Genomic DNA, 24,188 nt, shown 5'->3' on the forward strand with positions numbered 1-24,188 from the left:
GAAATCTTCTTCCTTTAAAAAAGCATTTGGATTGTTTCCATAGAGTGTTTCCCACATGAATTCTTTCAATCTGGTTTGAAATGTTAAATCCCCATTTGGACCTAACAAGGCAAATAAATCCGCTATTCATATTTAAATACTCAAATAATGAAATAGTAAAGGTAAATGGCATTAACGTTTCTGAATCAGTTTCAAGTGCGGAAATAACACTTGGGTAGCTTTCTTTCGTAAGTCTGGACAAATCAAGCATAATTTCCTCTTCGCATTTTGTCATTAAATCAAATTTGTCTTGATAGTGAGCATAAGGTCACAATATACGTCAGCTGAGGTTCAGAACGAATCCACACTGACCTATAATGCCGAGCTTGGTCAGACTGCAAACAGTGATTTACGGTTTAGATTTACCGCCAACGAGGACATGGAGATCACCGGAAATATGAAGCTCAAGCTCTGGGTCTCCACCGATGACACGGATGATAAGGATCTTTTTGTCGGCATTAAGAAATTCGACAGACGGGGTAATGAAGTATTCTTGCCTGACTTCAACCATCTTGAAAACGGTCGGGTGGCTAGTGGATGGTTAAGAGTTTCCCATAGAGAGCTGGATCCTGTGAAATCTACGCCATATCAGCCTGTACTGAAGCACAAGAGATTATTGAAGCTTACTAAAGGTGAGATCGTGCCGGTAGAAATTGAAATATTGCCTTCAAGCGTCTTCCTCAAAAGTGGGGAAAGTCTGGTGCTGGTTATAAAAGGAAGCGATATCATTATCGATGACAACCCAACAGGTTCAAGGGGTTATGGGCACACCGATACAGTGAACAAAGGAACTCATTCCATTCATGTCGGTGGCAAGTATGATTCATTCCTTTTGGTACCGGTGATTCCTTCGAAAGAGTAGTGAAAGCCCTGATTAATGAACCCATATTTATTTTGGGCAGAAGTTCTTGAAAAGAATCTATGTAGAAATGATTATCTTGAAAATTGAATATTCATTCTTTAAAGTTTGTTATAGTTCGCCTATCCTGATCCATATAAAATAGAAGCACCAACCATGAAAGCGTTTTATAAGTTGAAAGGCTGTTAATGTAGTTGATTTTCACGAATGACTTATGCCAATTGACTTATAACGATTGCTTGAAGGTTGGAATCAGTGATGGAGGTGTATGATGAAAAGAAAGGCATGGTACACATTAATTATGTCAGGATTCGTTTCTTTATTCTTTTCCGTAAGCGCTTTCGCCGGGTATGTGTTCTGGGAGCCATTAAGTTACTTCAACCCGAGTACGTGGCAAAAAGCAGACGGTTACTCCAATGGTTCAATGTTCAATTGTACTTGGCGGGCTAACAATGTTAATTTTACGAGTGACGGTAAACTCAGGCTCGGCTTAACAAGTTCTGCATACAACAAATTCGATTGCGGGGAATATCGATCAACCAACAATTATGGATATGGCTTGTACGAGGTGAGCATGAAGCCTGCGAAGAATACGGGAATCGTTTCTTCCTTCTTCACCTATACAGGGCCTGCAAATGGCACGCAGTGGGATGAAATTGATATTGAATTCCTGGGAAAAGATACTACGAAAGTCCAATTCAATTATTATACGAACGGAGTCGGCGGTCATGAGAAGATTATTAATCTTGGCTTTGATGCGTCCCAAGGCTTCCATACGTATGCTTTCGATTGGCAACCAGGTTATATCAAATGGTATGTGGACGGTGTGCTGAAACATACTGCAACGTCCAACATTCCCATTACACCCGGCAAAATCATGATGAACCTATGGAACGGAACTGGCGTTGACGACTGGCTTGGTCCATATAACGGGGCTAATCCGCTCTACGCTGAATACGATTGGGTGAAATATACGAGTAACTAGAATCACATGAAGAAGCAGCCGTTCGTCAGGCTGCTTTTTTTTGTATCTCAAGAGGATTGCATTTATACAAGATTCATATCCATTTTCCAATATCCTAAATTAATGCAATAAATGTTGCAATATTAGTATGGGCTTATACATCGATTATTCATTATGATGTACTCTGTAAACAACATTAGATAGACAGGGGGAAACAAAGGTTGGACACTAGCAAAAAGAAACGAATAGGTAGTTTGGCGCTGGCAGGGATGTTCGCGTTGTCAGCCGTCCTGAGTGGATGCAGTAGCAGCGGGCCGAGCAAAGAAGCTGAGCCAAGTGCACCAAGTACTGCATTGGAATTGAAGGATGGAAAATATGATCCGCCAGTGAGCATCACATATTTGCGGCCGTGGGGACCAGATGTGAAGTTCAAGTCGGGAGAGGATCAGGACAACAACGTTCATACCCGATGGGCAAAAGACAAGCTGGGGATTGAACTGAAAAATCAGTGGGTATCTCCGTCCACCAATAACGCTTTTGAAACGAAGCTGCGTCTGTCGCTTGCTTCCAATGCAGAAATGCCAGACATTATTTCGTATCGCGGCGAGTTCAATCTGGTGCGTGAGTTGATCGAAACCGGCAAGTTTGTCGATGCCGGCGAATTATTTGATAAATATGCGAGCGATGCATGGAAATCAGCTGTGAATGAAGATCCTTCCGTGTGGTATCCTTACATGCAGGACGGTAAACGAATCGGTATTCCCATTCTGGATTATGCTTACAACGGAGACCCAGTCATGTGGGTTCGGGAAGACTGGATGAAGAAATTTAATCTGAAGGCACCCGAAACATTAAGTGATCTTGAGGTTATTATGGAAACGTTTACAAATAAAGACCCGGATGGAAACGGAAAAAAGGATACGTTCGGACTGACGATCGGATTCAAGAACTGGATAAATACCTGGATGTCTGATGCAGGCTGGATTTTTGGAGCTTATGGCACGATGCCGAATCAGTGGAACCTGACCGCAGACGGAAAGCTTGAATACGGCTCGGTGACGCCAGGCGCCAAAGAGGCTCTTGCTACATTGCAAGATTGGATGAGCAAGGGGTATATTCCTGAAGAAGCGGGCGTATATGATGAGACCAAGGCTGCTGAAGAGTTTACTGCAGGCAAAGCAGGTATCGTCGTGGGGCCTCACTGGATGCCGTCATGGCCGCTGGAGGACGTGAAGAAAAATAATCCTGAAGCTGAATACAAAGCGTATCGGATTCCGGCCGGACCTGAGGGCAAAGCAGGCAGACATGGTACATCTAATGGTAACGGTGTGATCCTGATTAACAAGGATATGAAGAACCCAGAAACATTTTTCACGTACCAAAATTATCTGTTTGATCATTATGCCAATCCGCCGGAGGGCGATGAATTCGAACATGGCTTCGCCGAAGGATATGATTGGGTAATGGTAGATGGTAAACCTTCTACGGATGCAAGCCTTACAGACGGTTATGCTCCTGAGAAATACACGTTGACCTTTGACGGAGCACGAATTCCGAATTTGAGCATGACAACGCTCGCGAAGCTTGCCGGCGGCGAAGAGGCCACGACGCCTTTCGAGAAAAAAATCAATTCTGGAGTACCGGCACCGATGCTGGAGGCAGCCAAGATTGTTTTGGATCAAAAGGACATTGTTTACAGCCAGATGTTCACTGGCGCTCCTACGATGACCATGCAGATGAACAATGATATATTAGCCAAGATGGAGAAGGACATGTTTGCTCAAATTATCTATGGCAAAACTTCGATTGACGCATTTGACTCCTTTGTTGAGAAGTGGAAATCTTCTGGCGGGGATCAGATCACGCAGGAAGTGAACGAGTGGTATCAGTCTGTAACCAGCGGAAAATAAGAACGAATAAAACACCGCATTTTTGTAAACGCGCTAAACAAATTGAAGAGGCATTGCTGGAGAAGATCTCCGGCAATGCCTTTTTTGGAGAAACGTTATGAAAAGCGGCTAAGATAGCAAATGGACGGAACGATGTTAGGTTCAGACGGGTAGATTCTCCCTGTATTCTTGCGGAGTAAGGTCATAGAACTTTTTGAAAACACGTATGAAATATGCAGTATTGTTATATCCGACAAGATCGGCTATTTCGAATACCTTCGCGCCTGACGTCCGCAAATAATAGGCCGCTTTTTCCATTCGTAATCGATATACATATGCTGTAAGGGCTTCTCCAGTCTCTGCCTTATAGACTTTGGATAAGTAAACAGGATGCAGGTGAACATGATCTGCAATCGCTGGCAAGGATACGTCTGAAGCCAGGTGCAGGTCCACAAAGCTTTTGACACTGCGGACGATGGTGCTGTGATTGTCCTTCAGCTCTTGTTCAGCATCTTCGCTTATGTAATGGAGTGTCCGGATGGACCAGTCTTTTAACTGCTGTGCGGTACCATAACTTGGTGCTTGAAAATACCGATATGTTTCAGCGGGCAGGAGGGTAGAGATCTGCTTCCCGTTTTTGTGGATTATATAAGCAAAGGCCCCGGCTAAGGCATGGTACACTTCAATCGTCGTCTCCACGATATCATGATGCTCTCCCGAATGCAGCAGCTCTTCAAAAATCACCTCGATTTTCTGTTCCACATCGTCGAAACGTCCGGCTTCCAACAGACTAATGAGTGTTGGCGGCTTGTAGAGAGAACGGATTGCTGGCAGTGGATGGACATCCGTTTCATCCGAAGCCGTCACGAACAAACCTTGTGTTTGACCCATCCGCTTTCGCATGGACCTTACGGCACCCTCATATATTTCTCCAATTTCGTAAGGAAACTTGCCCCAACGGGAAACCGAGATGGAGATGGCGCCTTTCAAGTACAACTGCACGTTCGTTTGAATTTGGGCCGCATAATGCTCCAGCAGCGTTTGCGGCTTCTCATCCTTGTTAAAATTCTTGGCGCCGGAATGTTTGACGCTGACCAGGACGACAAGATAATCATGAACATCTCGTGTGTGCCAGATATGAAAATGATTATGCGTCACTTCGCTAATGATATTGCATATGGCATATTCCATTAATGAGAGGTCGCTGTGTGCCATTTCGGACAAGTGTTCCTCCATACGTATGACCAGCATACCTAGATCTTCATCAATCGAGTAGGGTAGTTCCAGCAGCTCGAGCTTGTCTGCCAGCACTGCTGAGGAATAGGTTTTACCCGTCAGCAATTCATGAAGCATAGTGGATTGCAATAAAGGCAGGTTATCCTGAAAAGCATTTAATGCCCGTTGGTATGACGCCGCGGTTTCCCACTTTTTCTTGATCCGGTCCACGAGACGCTGCATGGTTTCGATCAGGTCTTCATCGCTCACCGGTTTCAGCAAATAATCAAAGCTTTCTTTTGCAATAGCCTGCTTCGCATATTCAAAATCGGCGTATCCTGACAAAAGGATGGTCTGCACATGCGGCCATCGTTCGTGGATTGCCGTAATAAGGGCGATACCAGACATCTCCGGCATACGTATGTCCGTAATTACGATATCTATGTCGTGATTCTCCATAATCTCCAGCGCTACATCACCAGATAACGCTTCGTGGACTACACTGATTCCGCAGCTTTCCCATGGAATGGTTTCGGCTAATGTCTCCACGACCGAACGTTCATCGTCGACTAATAAAATCTGTAACATAAGTGTCACCTACTCGTTGGTATTGTCGTGCCATGTGATGCTGACTTTCACTCCGCCCATGGTCGAATGCTCATAAGTCAGACCTGCTCCTTCACCATACAGAAAATACAAACGTTGATGGACATTCCAGGTACCACAACCCATGTTTCCGTCGAGCGGTTTGTGAAGGTTGCTCCTCAATTGATCGAGTTGGTCATCGGTCATACCAAGACCACTGTCTTCGACCGTTATCGTATACATATCGTTCTTGTAAATTGCATGAATGCTGATCTCGCCGTCTTCTATTCGGGGCTCAATCCCGTGAATGATAGCGTTCTCAATAATGGGCTGGAGCGTCAACCTGGGCACGGTCCTATCTAAAATATCATGGGGCACGTCGATTGTAAAATGCATTCGTTCCAACCTTAGCGACTGGATCTCCAGATAGTTTTTGACCATCGTCAGTTCTTCCTTGATCGTTGCCTGATCATTCTCAGACCTTGTTATGTATCGATAATACTCGCCCAGATTCAGAGCCATTGCTACGACTGCTTTTTCATTTTTCATCCTGGCCATGTTCTTGATGTAGAAGAGGCAATTGTAGAGAAAATGCGGGTTAATCTGAGATTGAAGCTGTTTCAGCGTGGCTTCGCGACTCCTCAATTTTTCTTCGTACACATTCTCAATCAACTCCTGAATTCGTTGTGCCATGATGTTGAATCGTGCAAATAACAGGCTGAATTCATTGCGTGAGGAATGATGCAGGCGAACGGAAAAGTCTCCGGTCGACAATCGATTCGTTCCTTTCACCAATTGAAGAAGTGGGAGTTGCACACTGCGATACAGCACATACAACACAACAACGCTCATGGCGATCAGAACAGCAATTGATGCGTAAAAAAGGTTGCGGCTGCTCGTAATCGGTCTTAGGATCTGCTGCATAGGAACATAGTCTACATAGTACCATCCCAGACTGTCGGATTGAATATACGAGACATAGTATTCCGTTTGATTCATCTTGGTGGTGAATCCTCCTTTTGCCTGTAAATTCGCCTCTTGCAGCTTGAACTGGACAGCATTCAGGGTGTCCTTTCCGCTGCTGTTGGTGATTAAGCCGAACTCAGGATGAAACATGAAGGGATCACCTTTGTTGTTTAATTTGTTCTGATCCAGCATGGCAGTTAAGTGACGCACAGGGAAGCTGATTTTGGTAATTAATCTGGCCTTGCCCGGCTTGCCAATCGCTGTAGTTGGCTCCGTAGTATACCACTCAAACTGATTATGGGTATACGTCCATGACTTCGAGAGCGGTTCTGTAAATTCATCTTCCCTGTACGGGATGAATGCATAATAGTCCGTTGAAATCACTTTATGCAGACGCGGAAAATACAACGTGATAGTCGAATGCCATTTGCTGGCCGCGTTGTAGAGATTCATTTTTTCCAAAATGGCACTTCCGACTTTGACACGTTCATAGGGGACATCCTTGTAATCCGGGCGCTGGTACTCCTGAATGCTGGAATCCTGTCCGATAGACATTCCGTAGAGGGATAGTTGGTATATATTGGATTCTACAGAATCGGCAAAGGTTGACAAGTGATTCATGGTGTTGTTCTGAATCTCGTGTTTGATAACACGCACGCTTTCTCTGTTGGAGTATGTGTAGAGAAACAGAACCAGAATAAGCAGTATCACAAACAGCAGCGTAATTTTGGTAAAGACATTCAAACGGGTGAGCAACGTTCAACCTCCTCAACTTATTAAAATATTGTTATCGTTGTTGCAATATTAGGATATAGATCGCTAATGACCGTTGCTATAATTTTAATATACAAGTTCCTGCGGACTTGTAAAATATAAATTTTTAGAACATGGGGGATGTTGGGGTGAAGGAACATACGATAGAAACGCCGAGCAAGCGGCGGGCCATCAAGGTAAAAAAGCGCTGGAATATACAACGAAATTGGTCCTTGCATATGATGCTCGTTCCGGCGGTTTTGCTGGCCGTAGTATTTCAGTACATACCAATGGGTGGGATTGTTATCGCTTTCCAGGATTTCAAACCCTACCTTGGATTTTCAGAATCCAAATGGGTGGGTTGGGACAATTTTAAATATTTGTTTTTATATCCCGATGTCGGCCAAGTAATCTGGAACACCTTAATCATTGCTTTTTTCAAAATTGTCGCAGGATTGGTCGCACCATTTCTTTTCGCAATCTTGTTAAACGAAGTCCGTTTGGTCGCTTTTAAAAGAGTAAGCCAAACACTCGTTTATCTGCCTCACTTCCTCTCTTGGGTTATCTTGGGCGGGATTTTGCTTGACATCCTTTCTCCGCAAGGAGGCATGGTGAACAGGCTTATTGTTGCCCTGGGAGGGGACCCGATATTTTTCCTGGGGGATGGGACATGGTTTCGCATAACACTTATAATTAGTGATATTTGGAAAGAATTCGGCTTTGGAACAATCGTGTTTTTGGCCTCTCTCGCAGGAATAAATCCTTCATTGTATGAAGCAGCAGAAGTGGATGGAGCCAACCGGTTCAAGCAGACTCTGCATATTACCATTCCTGCGCTGATGCCGATCACCATAGTACTTATGACACTCTCCATCGGAAACATTCTGAATGCAGGATTCGATCAGGTGTTCAACCTGTACAATCCACTTGTTTATGACAAAGGAGACATTATCGATACCTTCGTATATCGACTCGGTATCCTGAACGGCAAGATGAGTTTTGCCACAGCGGTAGGGTTGTTCAAATCCGTGGTTGCAACCATTTTGATTGTTATCTCATACCGACTCGCTTATAAAATGGCTAACTACCGAGTGTTCTAGAGAGGAGAAAAGGGCTTGTATTACAAAACAAAAGGGTATCGAATATTCAGTGTTGCCAATTATATTTTTCTCGGAGTGTTATCGCTGCTCTGCATATTACCTATCATTCATATTTTGGCTGTTTCGTTCAGCAGCATGGCACCGGCCTCTTCCAATCTGGTCAGCTTCTGGCCCATCGGGTTTACGACTGATGCCTATGTGAAGACGTTTGGCAATTCGAACTTTATCAACTCCTTGATGGTCTCGGTCAAACGTACTGTAATTGCTACCATTATCGGGATGGTCATTATGCTGATTACGGCCTTTCCGTTATCAAAGGAAGATATTAGTTTTAAGGGTCGCTCGATGTACACGTGGTTCTTTGTTTTCACGATTTTATTCAGCGGCGGTCTTATACCGAGTTATATTCTGATCCAGAAACTCGGTTTGATGGATACGATCTGGGCGCTTATTCTGCCGGGAGCATTGTCCGTGTGGAATGTCATACTCATGATGAACTTCTTTCGGGGGTTGCCTAAGGAACTGGAGGAGGCGGCTTATCTGGATGGCGCGGGTCATATCAAAACCCTGGTGTTGGTCTACATCCCGCTGTCCCTTCCGGCAATCGCCACACTGTCCTTGTTCACCATGGTGTATCAATGGAACTCCTGGTTCGACGGCATGATCTATATGTCGGATGTTAAAAATTATCCACTAGCTTCGCTGCTTCAGACGATTATCGTGCAACAAGACCTCAGTAAAATCAATGTGGACCCGTCCATGCTGGAGAACGTCTCCCAGCGTACGGTTCGCGCGGCACAGATCTTTATCGGCGCATTGCCTATTTTGCTGGTCTATCCATTTTTGCAACGCTTTTTCGTGAAAGGAATCGTCATTGGGGCAGTGAAAGAATAGCACTGACTGGCAATGACAATACGATGAAGGGGGAATACGATTGAAAAAGGGATTGGCATGTCTCGTAGCAGGAAGCATGATGGTTTCACTGATTTATCCGGCAATTGTCGGGGCAGAAAGCGCACAGCAGCAAGCGGAGGCGGAACATGTGCAGGCGACTAGCCTGCATTCCGCTCCTTATAAGGATCTGACGGGACACTGGGCAGAAACTGCCGTGGCGCGCATGCAAGATCTTGCTTTGACCAGTGGTTATGCGGACGGCACATTTAAGCCTAATGAAATCATCAGCCGGGCCGAGTTTGTGGTGATGCTGGACCGAGTATTCGGATTTGCAGGCGGTCCACGATCAGCATCTTTTTCGGACGTTTATGAAGAGGACTGGTACTATGATGCATTAATGCGGGCAAATGGCTCGGGAATCATCCAGGGAACGGATGCAGCGCACCTGTCACCGCAACGACCGATCACCCGGCAAGACGCTGCTGTCATGGCGGATCGTGCGTTTCAGCTATCGACAGGCAAGGAAGATGAACGAGTAGTGTCAAGTTTTAAAGATGAGACAGATGTAGCAGGGTATGCCAGAAAAGCACTCAGTTATTTTATCAGTGAGAAAATTGTAAACGGATACAGTGGTAAACTTACTCCGCAGTCGAACATTACGCGAGCAGAAGCAGCAATGTTATTGTCCTCTATGATTGGGGATGTTATAAGCGCTCCGGGCACGTATGAATCCAAGGTCGAGGGTAATTTAATCGTTCGGTCTGCCGACGCGACGTTAAAGAACACAACCGTAAACGGTAACTTGTTACTAACTGAAGGCATTGGTGATGGTACCGTGGCGCTGGATGGTGTGACCGTCACCGGAAGCGTAATCGTGAAAGGCGGCGGAAGCCACTCTATCCTTATCCGCAACTCCAAACTGAAGCGCGTCGTGGTCGACAATGCTTCCGTTCCAGTACACCTGGAGATTGCAGGAGGCAGTCAAGTTGAAGAGATGCTTGTCTTGCGTAAAGCAACGGTTGAACTTTCTTCCGACACCATCGTCGATGCGCTTACGATTTTGGACAAAGCTCGGCACACCCGCATTAATACAAAAGGCAAGATCAAGCTGCTGAAGGTGGATGCAACGGACGTACTCGTTAACGGAAAAAAAATCACTCCAGGGCAGCACACGATGATGACGCCTGAAATTGAGCAGACTGTGCCATCCAAACCATCAACGCCCGTCAATGGGTCGAATGATCCGATATCGTCGATACCGAGCGGACAGACGCCATCCGTTCCCGGAAATCCAGCAGGTGAAAAGCCGATTCCTGCAACGACAATTCCGAATGAACAATGGGAACTGGTTTGGAACGACGAATTCAGCGGGTCTTCCGTGGATGCTTCCAAATGGATCGTTGAGGATACCGGGCTCGTCTACAACAACGAATTGCAGTATTACAGCCCGAACAATACACGCGTCGTCAAGGATGGCGAACGAAACGTGTTGCAAATCGAGGCAAAACGGGAGTCGAAGAGCGGCAAAGAGTATACCTCGGGCAAATTGATGACGATGGGGAAAGGCGACTGGACATATGGCAAAGTGGTTGTGCGCGCCAAACTTCCTGTACAGAAAGGCATGTGGCCCGCAATCTGGATGATGCCTACGGATGAAGCTCATTACGGAGGATGGCCGTCATCCGGAGAGATCGACATCATGGAGTTGATCGGCGGCAAAGAGGCCGAACACGAAGTATACAGCACACTCCACTATGATGCCGTGAAGGCTGACGGTTCACACGGTCATGATCAAGGGAAGTTTACATTGCCCGAAGGCAAGTCCTTTGCAGACGAATATCATGATTTTCAGGTAGAGTGGCTACCAGGTTTGATTCGCTTCTACGTTGACGGGAAACTGCATCATCAGGTGAATAACTGGCAGACGACAGCTGCGGGCCAGCCGGAGAGTTACACCTTCCCAGCACCGTTCGATCGTCCGTTCTATCTGATCCTGAACTTGGCGGTAGGCGGAGACTGGCCGGGATCACCAGAAAGCGAGTTTGTCTCAGAAAAGATGAATGTGGATTTCGTCCGGGTGTATTCGTACAAAAACCTGAACGAATGGCCGGACGTAACATCGAATCCGATCGAGCCTGAACGACAACGCGAACCTCAAGCGGATGGCAACCAGATCTATAATGAACGCTTTGCCGAAGGTTTGGGTGCTGATGGTGTGCCGAACCAATGGAAATTCATCACGAATGCCAGCGGGGCTGGTAAGGTAGAGGTCGTTGAGGATGAACAGAAAGGTAAAGCTGCGAAAGTTACGATCACGCAGGCAGGAACCGAAAATTATTCCGTGCAACTAACGCAAATGCCGATCTACGTGAAGAAAAATAAAAAATATAAGGTGCAGTTTGATGCCAAGGCATCTGCAAACCGGGTGATACGATCCAAAGTGACTCAGTTTGAAAAAAGCTGGACGAACTATTCCGGTGAAAAATCTTTCTCCTTAACTACGGATTGGAACCCGTACGAATACACCTTCAACATGCGGGATGGTACGGACAACAATGCCAGATTCGAATTCAATTTAGGACTGAGTGACGCTTCCGTGACTGTGTCCAATGTCAGACTGATCGAAATTGGCGAAGCAGATCCACTGCCGATAGAACGAAAAGCGCTACCGGATGGCAATTACGTCTTCAACGGCACGTTTGATCAAGGCAAAAACCGTTTGGGATTCTGGTCCACTCAGACCCATTCGGGTGCGGAAGCCCAGGTCTCCGTAAACAACTTCTTGAAATTCCCGATCATGGAAAGACAACTCGTGGTTGATGTTGCGCAAACCAATGGCCGGCCGGATCAAGTAGTTGTGGTTCAGCCGGATATGAAACTGGAAGCAGGCACGACCTATGGTTTCTCGTTCGACGCCAAGTCCGATGCGCCTCGCACAATGGACATCGACATGACCAGCAGCGATGGTCATGTCGTACAGGTTCATCAAGGACAGCAGATCCGGCTTGGGCAAGAGATGAAGAACTACACCGGTGAGATTGTGATCGGAGAGGGTACAGCTACAGCAATGTCCGAACTTCGTCTATTATTCGGCAGTTCCACGGGCAAGGTCTATGTAGACAATGTTCGCCTTACGAAACGTGGTAAACCTGTAACGATTCATGGGTACACGCACATTCCTGCAGTAGATGCCTGGATGATGCAAGGGTTACAAATAGAAAACTCCGATGAAGGGGGCAAACATGTCAGCTACATGGATGAAGGAGACTTGCTGCAATACAAGATCGATGTGACGAACGAAGGAGTTTACGCTTTCTCCACGCGCTTAGCCAGTGCTAAGAGTGATTCAAAGGTTCGCTTCAGCGTCAAGGATGAACAAGGGACGACGATTGCAAGCGCCGATCTTCTTCTTGGAGACACGGGGGGCTGGCAAACTTACAAAACTGTGTATTTACCACCGGTTTCGCTGAAAGCGGGAAGCCAGTATTACGTAAATTTTGAAGGCAATGAGTACAATACACACTGGCTTGACATTTCACAGAATAAGTTAAAGAATGGCGAGCTGGCAGCAGATCGAACCTATTGGGAACTGACTCCTGCCGACCTCACGGCTTCGCATGAAGGTCAAACTGGTATCCGCATTGCCTTGCCAGTGACAACCGGAAATTGGTGGGATGCGTTATTGCAGCAAGGCCAACTTGCGCTGGATGCCGGAAAGACATACCGGCTGAGCTTCGAGGCTTCCGTATCCGATCCAAAATCAATGCAGGCCGTGATCTCGCAGAGCGGCGGAGAATTCGCCAAGTATATGGAAGAAACGGTGGAACTGACTGAGGAGAAGCAGCAGTATGCGTATACATTTACGATGGGAGGCACTTCCGATTCAGAGGCCGTGCTGGCCTTTGGATTGGGATATCCGTTGTCTAAACCGCATGACGTGTTGATCCAAAACGTGACCTTATTTGAAGTGAATCCAGGCGCTGATCAGGGCGGACAGCTGGTGTCTGTCAATCTGATTCCGAACGGCGACTTTGCTAAAGGAAGCGAAGGCTGGTTCACGTACGTAGACGGCAATCCTGCAAATCTAGCAATTAGTGTTGCGAATCAACAGTTGCTAGCTCGAATCGCCCAAGTAGGGAGCAATCCATGGGATCGACAGGTCATTAATGAAGGGTTTGGCGTTCAGCAAGGTTATATCTACAAACTTACCTTCAAAGCCAAAGCGGATAAGGCGCGAAAAATGGGCTTGGGCATCGGCTGGGTCGACGTTCCCGCCAAATATGCTTGGCACGGTTTTTTTGGAGAGCGAGTGGACCTGTCCACTGATGAACAAGAGTATTCCTATAAGTTCGAAGCCTCCGAACCAAGCTATGCGAATACTCGAATTGTTTTTGACATGGGCAACATTTCCGGGACGGAAGACAGTGATACGACAATTACATTGTCTGATGTCACCCTGATCAACTTGAGCCAACCAAATAACCCAATGCCTACCATAGAGTAATGCTTGGATGCTTTCCCCAAAGAATATATTTGTTCGCAAAAAAAGAATCCGGGTGCACCTGGATTCTTTTTTTGCGGCCTAAGCGCGGACGCCGTAGCCCGTGTTGACGGGATCGAGTGAGGCATATATCCATCAAAGTAGCCCACTTGACTGGAGGAGTGTTGAATGGAGATTATTCAGAGCTAAAGACAGTAAACCAATGTATAAACATTTCTTAGAAGGCCTTCAAAGGATGGGAGGGAAATTTAACCTCCGACAATTTCAACCACTTCTCGTGTAAATTTCTCCGGCTAGTTAAAGGCAATGACGGCAAATGCCGCAATATCAATCGATGAAATCATTTGAAAAGCGGTATCGGCATCTACAATTTCCGGAATCAGCAATTGGTCGCCCTCAAAACACTCGAATTTGTATTGTAATATGAAATACTAAGTTTAGGGAATGAGTTTTTGTTTTTTTAGTTCATCCATAACAGCAAATAATTCTTTTTCTGTATCCATCACTTCATGAAAACCGAATTGCTTAATTTTTGTAGTATCTGAAATAACATCATAGTCGCATCCAAATACAAAATCACCAAATGGCCAAGCAGCAACTTTTTCATATGGAGTTTGCAGCAAATCATATTTGTTAACCATACTGACCCAAGTTTCTTTTTGTAAAGGCATTAGCTCTGTCAAAGAAATCGTCTGTATCGGGCCAGCGTCTATTTTAAAGTACTGAGCTAATTTTGGCCAAAGGTCTTCCCAGCGGAAAAGGTCTCCGTTTGTGATATTGAAAACTTCAAGTGCAGTATGTTTTTGAAGGGCTGCCCATTCAGAAGCTCGCGCAAGAAGAGAAGCATCTGTAAATTGGACTAGTGCTTTATAAGCATTTTCTTTACCTGGGAAGCGAAGTGGAAGGGCTAACTCTTTGGAAATTGATGCATATACGCCAAGAACCATGGCAATACTCATTGGATTACCAATGGATACACCAGCAACGACATCAGGGCGTAGAATCGTCCAAGTCCAACTCTTTCCTTTTTGGTGAGTTCGTAAAAAATCCTCCTGGTTATAATAAAAGTTTGGAGGAAGATGCCTTGGATCATTTTCTTTCGCAGGCGTCTTAAATTTCCCGAGATGGACCCCATATACTTTTGCACCCTGCATCAAAATAACTCGGTCCAATGAATTCGAGGTCTCCTCAACAGCTTTCACGACATTAGCCAGCATACTTGTATTCACATCAAGCTGTTCTTGAGATTGTGCAGGGAAATCTTGATATGCAGCATAAAAGATATGAGTGATGCCTCGGATTTGTTCCAGTTTATTCCTAAGCAATTCAGGATTTAATAAATCCAGACTTACATAACGTTCAGGGTTCTTTTTGGGGATATTTCTTGCAACACCGATTGCATCCCATTCGTCCAATATACTTAAATGATCAAGAATATAGCTTCCAATAATACCAGTTGCACCTACGACAAGAGCCTTGTATTTAGTCATTCTCAATCCTCCTTAATGGTTATGAAGCTATCATAGGTCACCAAATTCCATAAATCAAATTATGAAATTTCATTATTATTATAAATAATTTTATAATAATATGTTTGTAGGATGTATGTTGGTAACATATTATTGACTCTTAAGTACATCGGAGGAATGTTTTAATGCTCGATTTTGAGTGGTACAGAAGTTTTATTGCCATATACAAACATAGCTCTGTCTCCGAAGCGGCGAAGGCACGGATTATGACTCAACCAGCCATGAGTCAACATTTAGCTGCACTGGAAGCTGAAACTGGAGAACCATTGTTTAAGCGGACTGCACGGAAAATGATTCCAACCGAACGAGGAAAAGAATTGTATTCACAAGTTGCCCCACTTATTGAGGCCTTAGAACAAGCAACCATGGGACTTAAATCAACCTCACTGCCGACGATGAACGTTGTGAAAATAGGGTCTGCCCCAGAAATGTATAGCGAAATCATTCTTCGTAATCTATCCGAGTATGAAGTAAGTACTGTAGCCTATTTTGGGGATGCAGAGCAATGTTTAGAGCTTCTGAAAGAAGACCGGGTAGATGTGATTATCACCTCGAAGAAATTCCTGGCTCCAGGAATTGAATACACCAGGCTTTTAGAAGAACAATTTGTTTTAGTTGCCCCGAATTCTTTGGATGTACCTGTAAGTAATGAGTTAATAATTCGAGAAGAATGGCTTTTGAAACAGCAATGGATCAGTTACGGATTGGAGTTACCTATTATACGCAGATATTGGCGAGAACACTTCAGGAATCGTCCCTTAATTAAACCTGTTCATATCATTCCAAATGTTCATATGATATTAAGAGTTATTGGAGATGGGGCGGGCATCAGTCTTATTCCAACTTATATTTTGAATCAACAACAGCCTAATTCCATGGTTAAGGTTGTTTTCGGAGATATGATTGTAAAGAATGAAATATTTTTGGGCTATAAATTGAAACATAAACATGAGTACGATTTAAATGACTTTATAAAGAAGATCCGTGAGCAAGTGAATACCTTGAAATAGTCTCATACATGTTTTCATTAATCTTAAGATCAGGACTTAGATGTTACGAAAGTGCAAATTCTGGGTGGAAAGAAAGCTAAACGTATGATGGTTTGAACCTGACGGGTTTATAGATTGGCAGAACTCCAAATACTTATCATACAAATAGATGAACAACTGTTGGAAAGTACGCATATTCTAAAGCTGCTACGAAGGAGTTTGGAAAACCCTGAAAAATACAAAACGCAAGCGCATTAAATTGGGAGATCTATATGCCATACCTCTGCCAAATGGTAAATTTGCATTTGGAAGAAGATTTAAAGATGCAAGTATAGCCATCTATAACTATATGGGAAACACCTTTGAGGATAAGCGCAGCAAGAGAATTATCAATTTATTGTTGGGGTTTATGATGATGTTCTAAAATGAGGTGATTGGCCTGTAGTAGAAAACCGACCATTTGTTAATGAAGAAGAGGCTCCTGCATGTGTCATTGATCAACTTACAGGTGAGTATTCAATTTATTACAAGGGTGAGATTAAACCTGCTGACATAAAAGAATGCGAAGGATTAGAGATCGCAGCTGTTTGGGAATCACAACATATTATTGATAGGATAATGGGGGATAATACATGGCATAAGGATCCCTTTAAATAAGCTAATTCTAAAATAGGCTTACGACGGATTCCCAGTATTTCTACCTGGGAATCCGTCGTTTAAATTTAGATTTGATAATTTAGTGGACCATTCATCGGATAAGAACTAGGTCCGATTCCTGATTAGATCGATAAATAATGAAGGATATACAGTTAGAACCTTCATTAAGTATCATAACATATGAAAATGTTCATATTGTTGTGGAACAACAAACACGATAAGAGATAAATACGGATGGCTAGGTATTTAAAAAGCGAAATATTGACACTGGAACTAGCTCTCCATTCCCAGTGAGAGGTGGGTAAAGGAGCGTATCTAGATCTTGTGAAAGTTTACTTGGATTCAATTCGACCGATTGGATTTGGATCTTCTGACAAAGTCTTTTGAACTGCCGACCAGCTGTCATGTTCAATATCCAGCGCATGACAAAGATAAGCCCATGAGACCAGCTGAATTAAGGCGACATGTTCTGGATTTTCATCTGTTGTTTCCGTAACCTCATAACCTGGGATTCCGCCAAGTGAGTGTTCTGCACCGAATAAGGTGAGCAGGCTCTCGGCTCCTGGGCTTAGGAAGTAGGGGTCGGACATCCATTCCGGGCCGCGGACGGTCAACTGATACTTTTGCGGGGTATAGTCCTGGTCCCCGACGATTACAAGCGTGGGCGTGGTCATGTGCGTGAAGCTCACGTTCAAGTGCGGCATATTCTCGGTCGCGAACGGTGTCAGGTTGTCGCCACCTTGTCCAGCGGTGGCGAACAGCACGCCCGCTTTGATGCGTGAGTCGGACAGGTCCACGTCCTTCTTAGTTTCTGGGTCGAGGACTCGCAATCCCAAGAGATTGCCCGCCGTTTGGCCACCGAAGGAATGTCCAGCTGCTGCTATTCGGCTTCGATCAGTGCGTCCACTTTGTTTTGTAGAGGAATTAAGTCCAGCTCTGAAGACTTTGATTGAAACAGCAACAGCTGCAGATGAAGTACTTGCCAATATTACACCAGATGAATTGTTGTGGGCGGTAGCAAGTCTCTGTACGGGAGTAGACAACGGTGATATAGCGCATGCGAAAAATATTGTTTCTCTTCTTGTAGATGGATTGCGTTACCGTGCAAAACGTTAACACTTCGACAGAATCCTTCTTTTTTACTGCGATGGTTTGATCAGAGACGCACTAGTAAAACTATGCTAAATATAACTTTGGTTGAAAAGTTTACTAGTGGGCTCTGTGATGGGGATCTTGAAAGCTTCGGTATGTAGTAAAATGTCGCAGGACAAGAACATTGTGTCATTTCGGATTAGATGACTATTTAAACAGTTAGATGATGGAAATCAACGCGCGTGATAAAAGCAGATTACCATAGATAATAGCTAAATTAGATGAGTGTTATTGGCTAGTTTCGGCACAGTCATTTTTAAGATCCTAATTCACCTTTAACAAGAGCAGAGGCCGTTGTTATTCTAAATAAGCATCTAGGTCACGAGCCAATTGAGGGAAGTACCATTATGTGGAACGACGTTGCCGAATGGTTCTGGACGTATGGCGATATTCAAGCCGCTTCCAGCGTCAATGTAGAGGATTTACTTGCAACGCAATAGTGGTTACTAGAGAGCACCTAATCAGGTGCTCTTTATTTTTTCATTCTGTACAAGATGATTTAATTTATAGAGACAGCTATTCTTAAGCCGCAGCTCATCTCTATTTCTGCATATATGCGTAGAGGAAAAAACGACTTATATTTGCGGTTATTTATTCCACCATTTGCCATTCGCAAATATATAGCATATATATCGGTGGCTAGACTCTAAATGCATCATGGATTAAGATTATTTTAGGTTTATAAATCGATCTCATCCAGCCGAAATTATTATTAAATTCAAAAATATCCTTTTCACGAAACGCAAATATAACTCAGATAGGTGTGCATCATTATTAAGATTTTAAGAGAGTACATAACGCAATCCCCTTTAGAGTTGGCGGTGTTCATTGAACTGTCTATTATACTTGCAGAAATGGTGCATCGTGAACACGAGCGGAATAGGATAATTGGATACCTTAGCCCTGACCATATCAGCGTACAGTGGGAGGGGAAAACAGCTCAAGTATCCTGGCATACGGAAAGTCATGCAGCTTATCGTTCTCCCGAGCAATTTGCACGATTCAATCTGGTGCCGAATGAACGCAGTGATCTTTACGCATTAGGGGTTATTCTCTATGAGTTGTTAACCGGACATTTGCCTTTTCATGCTGACAATGATGAAGACTGGGGTACCGTACATACCCGCAAGGTACCTCAATCTTTATCCGATATTCGACCGAGTTTAGACGAAACACTGCAAGCTATACTGATGAAATTACTTGCCAAATCACAGGTGGAGCGTTATCAGAGTATATATGGGGTGCTTGAAGATCTGAAATTGTATCAGAATATGATGATGGATAACGATGGAGCGTTTAAGCCATTGGAAGTGGGACGTTTAGATAAGATCCGTACGCTTTCCCTATCCGAATCGTGGTATGGACGTAGTGCCGAAGTGGTGCAAATGGAGGCTGGGCTGGAGCAGGCTTTTCAAGGAATGAATGCCTTTCGTTGGGTGATAGGCAAAGAAGGAACGGGTAAAACGGCGCTTGTCCATAGAATCGAACAAAACGTCGTTCGACATGGTGGCCGGATGATCACTATGAAAGTGGAACTTTCCCAAAAAAATATTCGATGTGGGCCGATCCTTCAGGGAATGCGGGAATGGGTCTATCAACTGTGGAGTGAGCCGATTGAAATCATTACACGTCTGAAAGCCAAACTACAAGCCGGTTTCGGTCCAGAAATGCAGGTAATCGTATCCTGCTGGCCTGAGGCCAAGCTGTTGTTCGACAACGATGCGAAGGTAGCACATATCTCGGACGATGCGAAGGTCTGGGAACGGTTTGAAGAACTTCTGCCCGACTTGATCTGTTGTATGGCTGAATGCAAGCCACCGTTTGTTTTATTTATGGACAATCTGCAGTGGGTCGACAATGGTACACAAGAGGTAATTCGTGAACTTGCATTATCACAAAAAGCGCATGGGTTATTCCTAATAGGGGCTTATCGTACGGAGGAGTTGATCACTTCCACGGGGGATGTAGCGAATTTTGATCAAGAGGATTTGCTGGCTTGGTTAACCTATAGATGCCGTGCCAATCCAGAGGAACAAGTGACTCTGCCACCGCTGGCTTATGAGGATGTGAGGCAGCTGATCTCTGATGCTCTATATGAGAAATCCGGTCGCATTCAACTTCTTGCGCGGTCTGTCCACGATCAGACAGGTGGTAATCCTGGCTCGGTTCGTCTCTTGCTGGAGGGATGGATAAAGGAGAACAGACTACGTTTTGACGAAAGACGACGTCAGTGGGTATGGGACTCTGAAATGACCCGGCAACTAAGCAGATCGAAAGAACATCTGCGTTTGCTGGAGGTAGGCTTCTCCAAGCTCAAGGAAGATCGTAAGGAGTTCTTGGCTATGGCTGCCGCAATTGGTCCGGTATTTCAGTTAACACTCTTGGCCGAAGTGTGCGGCATATCAGTGGATATGGTATTCCTTAATCTTCAAGAGGCGGAAGCTGAAGGGTTTATTTATCGGGAAGACGAAGCAGAGCAAGAAGATGAACAGGATTTGATCTATGTGTTTGCCCATGAATTCATTCACCGAATGGTATATGCTTTCGATTCAGGACGCAATATCCACCGACACCGGGTAATTGGACGGTTCCTACTGGATCGCACTCAGGAGTCACACGATGACCTGTCAAGAACAGCGATTGATCATCTGAACTTGGCAGCTTCGGCATTATCAGACCAAGAAACGAAGCAATTGATTGAGTACAATCTTCAAGCGGGACAAGAGGCGTTGGCAGCGGCGCGCTATGCAAAAGGGAAGTATTATGCAGAAAATGGGCTTCATCTGCTGGCAATATGCAAGGCGGAAGTACCAGGTATACTCGATGTCGATTTGCAGTTGGTATTAGCTTGGACGGAGTATATGGGTGGCAATAGCGCACGGGCGAAAGAACTGTTGGTGGACTTGAACCAAAGCAGCGATCGACTGAGCCGATCGGAGCGACTCAAAATCTGGGCACCTTTGATACAATTTCATGCATTCGTGGACAATGAGACTGCGGTTCAATTTGGAATGGAGGCGCTAGGCTCGTACGGCTGGAAGCTTGGGAAGAAGAGTTCCCTGTTGTCTATCGCCAAGGAAATGGCCTCGACCGCGGTCCTCTTACATCGAAAACGGGAGAAGCACCTTCTGCTGTCCAACCCACTTGACGAGGATTATGAGGAATTATGCCATTTAATGGAGCTGTTGTTTCTTCCATTACTTACACACGATGCACGATCGCTACTGGAATTGTATGCCCCATTTATTCGTTATGGGTTGCATAAAGGGGTGAATGAGTCGTTAGCATCAATGATCGGAGGATATGAGCTGATTGTGCAAAGGACATTTCCGAGCTTTGCTCGAGCGACTTCGATTGCTGAGGGGGTGTTTCTGCAAATTGCGAACACCTCTACATTGAGGAAAAAGCATGTTTTTACTTTTCTGAGCGGAATGATCAAGCAAATGGACAGTCCTTTGGAATCTTCTGTTGTCTTGTTCAATGCGATGCGTCAAGGGATGGAAGCAGGCGATCATGACTTTGCTAATTCTGCCTTAATTTTTTGTGTTATGGGTAATCATGGGAATGCATATGTCATAAATGAATTGCTCCGATACTTTGAGGAGAACATGCGACAGATTGCCGACGACAAGATACTGGAAATGATGCTGCTGACGAGTAGTTACACAGCAGTGCTGCAAGACGATTCTTTGATCGACAGTTTTGTTTCTATTCCACTGGTGTCGACTGACAGTGAGTTGGATCACCGGGGCGAAGACAACTATAGTTGCGGTTGTCGGCTTGAGGTGGCGTTGCTGTCGGGCAGGTACAGGGAAGCGCTGTATTGGTCGCAACGAGGAAGGGTAAACGAATTTCATTTGGATTGGATGCGAGTTCGTAAACAACGTGTTTACGAGAGTTTGGCATTAGCTGGATTTTATTTTGAGACGAATAGGGAGGATCGTAAGCGGATTCGGAAGACCATACGCGCGCAATTGCGATTGATGAAGAGTTGGCGAGGATTTCTAGACAGTAAGTCCTCCGCATATTTGCTAATCAAAGCAGAAAGTGAACGAATTGCAGGGAATTCGTTTGGCGCCATGAATCAATATACGGCTGCAATTAAGCGAGCGAGAACAGAAAAATACGTATTGCTCGAAGCCATTGCTTGCGAACGGCTTGCTGTATGTTATCAAGATGATCTGCTTAGCCGATCCGGAGCGGCAATTACGATGATGGATGCTTGTGCGGCATACGCCGAATGGGGAATCACCTCCAAAGTAACTCAAATTAGAAGCAGACACGCTGAATTGCTGGACCCGGTTTACAAACGTTATGAGGGTCCAGTATTACAGGAGCGAGCACATATGACTCAAACCATCACAGAGTTAGCTTGGCAGAACGGCCCCAAGATAGGTGAAGGCTCGAAGAGCGAAGAGCAATTCGAGCTTTTACAACGAATCATTAATGGGTTAGCACAGACGAGTAAGGCAGACTGGAGGTTAAATCTCTTAAAAACGGCTCTAAGACAAACCGGAGCAGAGCGTGGTCTGTTGTTGAAGCGTCAAAATAATGAGTTCATTATTGAAGCTAACTCTTCTTACTGGACTGATAAGGAAAAAGAAGCCGACCTGTATGCGGAGAGCGTCTTACGTCATACAGCGATGACGGCGAAACCGCTAATTCTGCATGACGCGCTTCAGAGTTTTTGGGTGAGGGATGCTTATATTGCAGCAAAAAAACAGAGGTCGATTCTGTGCATGTCAATCGATGTTCCGGGAAAACAAGCTTCCTATCTACTATACTTGGAAAATCGACAGATGTCGGGTGTGTTTACAAAGAGGGATGTTCAGATGATGGAGCTTATTGCGACACGGATCATTTATCTCAAGATGCTGGAAGACGAAACTGCGGATACAACATTCCCGAAGGCTTTTGACAGTAACGCTTTGTCCGTGGTGCCTTGTCTCATACAACCGGGGCTGACTGAACCGCTGACTGAACGTGAAACGGAAATTATTAAAGCGATTGCAAAAGGCTTGTCGAACAGGGAGATTGCTAATCTCTTTGGTATAGCAGAGACGACGGTCAAGACACATAGTTCTAGAATATACGGCAAGTTGGGTGTAAAACGGCGGGGACAAGCTGTCGTACGTGCTAGAGAGTTGAAATTAATAGAGTGACAAACAAGGAAGCGAGCCTGAAAGGGCCGCTTCTTTGTTTGTTTTCAAACAGACGACAACTCGAGTTCTTTGGTCATTCCATATTGTAGAAAGGAAGAAGTCTTAGAAATGCACAAAAATGGGTCCGATTAATTTATGTACCAAACTTTTATGGTGTACTACTTTAGTAGGACTTAAATATCCTGTGATGAGACTATAATGTCTAGATGGAGTCAAGTGATAGGAGGTCATCTTAAGCCACAATCTGAACTACCCGTTGTAACTTTTGACGATATTTCAGGACATTGGGCAAAAGAAATGTTTGAGGAATTAGCAAGTCAAGGGATGATTACAGGATATCCAGACGGTTCTTTTCATCCCAATGAAAGCATCAAGCGCCAGCTCATGGCTCTACTATTGATGCGTGCTTTTGAGATTGAACCAGTACGTGAGGCAGTGTCGCGGGACAAGAACATTGTTCCATTCAAAGTCGCTATCATAGCGGCTTCTTGGTTCCTTTGCCGAAAAGGACAAGAACATTGTGTCATTTCGGATTAGGTAGTTATCTAAACAGCATTATGATGGAAGTTAGGTGGCGATATAAAAGCCACATTTCAATCATCCTCATAGAAATTCCATAGGCCTTCAACAATCTCTAAAAACTCTTTTTTCATAGGATACAAATCTGCTTTTGAAAGATGGATGCGGCTATAATTTGCTAATCCTCCCGGATTCGAAGTGATGGCATTCCATCATGCACGTCCTTTACTAATTTTATCTAGAGAAGCCATCTGTCGGGCAACGGTAAATGGATCTGCATAGGAAGTAGCAGTAAGCCCGATTGAATGAGTCACTTGTTTTATCCGATTGCCTATTAGTTGTATATCTAAGTCTGAGTAGTGAGTCTCATAATTTTGTCTACAATGTCTACGTGGGGAATGATAGAATTCTTTTG

General features: G+C 44.7%; 13 protein-coding genes and 2 pseudogenes. 10 read left to right on the forward strand and 5 right to left on the reverse strand.

Annotated elements, in window-relative coordinates; translation table 11 throughout:
- Positions 1-250: pseudogene (locus A6049_RS33905) on the reverse strand (hypothetical protein); the annotation flags it as partial.
- A gap of 45 nt (positions 251-295) precedes the next feature.
- Here A6049_RS33905 and A6049_RS06055 point away from each other — a divergent pair.
- From A6049_RS06055 to A6049_RS06065, 3 genes are all read left to right on the forward strand, one after another.
- Positions 296-901, forward strand: coding sequence for a CocE/NonD family hydrolase C-terminal non-catalytic domain-containing protein (locus tag A6049_RS06055; protein ID WP_481852277.1), 606 nt, complete (start codon positions 296-298; stop codon positions 899-901).
- Between the two features lie 268 nt (positions 902-1,169).
- Positions 1,170-1,883, forward strand: coding sequence for a beta-glucanase (bglS, locus tag A6049_RS06060; protein WP_063563771.1), 714 nt, complete (start codon positions 1,170-1,172; stop codon positions 1,881-1,883).
- 200 nt (positions 1,884-2,083) lie between these two features.
- Complete coding sequence (locus tag A6049_RS06065) at positions 2,084-3,772, forward strand: extracellular solute-binding protein (protein ID WP_095205990.1); 1,689 nt, start codon at positions 2,084-2,086, stop codon at positions 3,770-3,772.
- Positions 3,773-3,913: 141 nt separating this feature from the next.
- Here A6049_RS06065 and A6049_RS06070 read toward each other — a convergent pair whose 3' ends face one another.
- Positions 3,914-5,554, reverse strand: a complete 1,641-nt coding sequence (locus tag A6049_RS06070) for a response regulator (protein WP_063563772.1) — start codon at positions 5,552-5,554, stop codon at positions 3,914-3,916.
- A 9-nt stretch (positions 5,555-5,563) separates the two neighbouring features.
- On the reverse strand, positions 5,564-7,273 hold the full coding sequence (locus A6049_RS06075) for a sensor histidine kinase (protein ID WP_063563773.1): 1,710 nt from the start codon (positions 7,271-7,273) through the stop codon (positions 5,564-5,566).
- Positions 7,274-7,509: 236 nt separating this feature from the next.
- On the opposite strand from A6049_RS06075, the gene A6049_RS06080 reads away from it, so the two are divergent.
- The 3 genes from A6049_RS06080 to A6049_RS06090 are packed head-to-tail and all read left to right on the forward strand — an operon-like array spanning position 7,510 to position 13,768.
- On the forward strand, positions 7,510-8,370 hold the full coding sequence (locus tag A6049_RS06080) for an ABC transporter permease (protein WP_063563969.1): 861 nt from the start codon (positions 7,510-7,512) through the stop codon (positions 8,368-8,370).
- 15 nt (positions 8,371-8,385) lie between these two features.
- Positions 8,386-9,264 carry a carbohydrate ABC transporter permease gene (locus tag A6049_RS06085; protein ID WP_063563774.1) on the forward strand — a complete coding sequence of 293 codons (879 nt, stop codon included), beginning with the start codon at positions 8,386-8,388 and terminating at the stop codon, positions 9,262-9,264.
- 40 nt (positions 9,265-9,304) lie between these two features.
- Positions 9,305-13,768 carry a carbohydrate binding domain-containing protein gene (locus A6049_RS06090; RefSeq protein WP_063563775.1) on the forward strand — a complete coding sequence of 1,488 codons (4,464 nt, stop codon included), beginning with the start codon at positions 9,305-9,307 and terminating at the stop codon, positions 13,766-13,768.
- Between the two features lie 434 nt (positions 13,769-14,202).
- On the opposite strand, the gene A6049_RS06095 is transcribed toward A6049_RS06090, so the two are convergent.
- On the reverse strand, positions 14,203-15,255 hold the full coding sequence (locus A6049_RS06095; protein WP_063563776.1) for an SDR family oxidoreductase: 1,053 nt from the start codon (positions 15,253-15,255) through the stop codon (positions 14,203-14,205).
- Positions 15,256-15,419: 164 nt separating this feature from the next.
- Here A6049_RS06095 and A6049_RS06100 point away from each other — a divergent pair, with 164 nt between their 5' ends.
- Positions 15,420-16,304: a LysR family transcriptional regulator gene (locus A6049_RS06100; RefSeq protein WP_063563777.1), complete on the forward strand. Its 885-nt coding sequence runs from the start codon at positions 15,420-15,422 to the stop codon at positions 16,302-16,304.
- Positions 16,305-17,272: 968 nt separating this feature from the next.
- On the opposite strand, the pseudogene A6049_RS06105 reads toward A6049_RS06100, so the two are convergent.
- Positions 17,273-17,848, reverse strand: a pseudogene (locus A6049_RS06105) (alpha/beta hydrolase family protein); the annotation flags it as partial.
- On the opposite strand from A6049_RS06105, the gene A6049_RS33565 reads away from it, so the two are divergent.
- The 3 genes from A6049_RS33565 to A6049_RS06115 all read left to right on the forward strand — a co-directional run bounded on the left by A6049_RS33565 (position 17,781) and on the right by A6049_RS06115 (position 23,791).
- Positions 17,781-18,056, forward strand: coding sequence for a hypothetical protein (locus tag A6049_RS33565; RefSeq protein ID WP_205411991.1), 276 nt, complete (start codon positions 17,781-17,783; stop codon positions 18,054-18,056). The pseudogene A6049_RS06105 and the gene A6049_RS33565 sit on opposite strands and share 68 nt — an antisense overlap.
- 857 nt (positions 18,057-18,913) lie before the next feature.
- Positions 18,914-23,254: a BREX system ATP-binding domain-containing protein gene (locus A6049_RS06110; protein WP_145921903.1), complete on the forward strand. Its 4,341-nt coding sequence runs from the start codon at positions 18,914-18,916 to the stop codon at positions 23,252-23,254.
- Between the two features lie 198 nt (positions 23,255-23,452).
- Entirely contained in the window at positions 23,453-23,791 is a 339-nt protein-coding gene (locus A6049_RS06115) for an S-layer homology domain-containing protein (protein ID WP_063563779.1), read from the forward strand.
- The last annotated feature ends 397 nt before the right edge of the window (positions 23,792-24,188 follow it).

Origin of the sequence: Paenibacillus sp. O199 (assembly GCF_001636635.1) — a bacterium.
Taxonomy (GTDB): Bacteria; Bacillota; Bacilli; order Paenibacillales; family Paenibacillaceae; genus Paenibacillus; species Paenibacillus marchantiae.

Bases quoted from the DNA above. Each gene is read 5' to 3' on its own strand.
- bglS (WP_063563771.1), top strand. From the start codon at position 1,170: ATGAAAAGAAAGGCATGGTACACATTAATTATGTCAGGATTCGTTTCT.
- A6049_RS06070 (WP_063563772.1), bottom strand. From the start codon at position 5,554: ATGTTACAGATTTTATTAGTCGACGATGAACGTTCGGTCGTGGAGACA.
- A6049_RS06080 (WP_063563969.1), top strand. From the start codon at position 7,510: ATGATGCTCGTTCCGGCGGTTTTGCTGGCCGTAGTATTTCAGTACATA.
- A6049_RS06095 (WP_063563776.1), bottom strand. From the start codon at position 15,255: ATGACTAAATACAAGGCTCTTGTCGTAGGTGCAACTGGTATTATTGGA.
- A6049_RS06100 (WP_063563777.1), top strand. From the start codon at position 15,420: ATGCTCGATTTTGAGTGGTACAGAAGTTTTATTGCCATATACAAACAT.
- A6049_RS06115 (WP_063563779.1), top strand. From the start codon at position 23,453: ATGTCTAGATGGAGTCAAGTGATAGGAGGTCATCTTAAGCCACAATCT.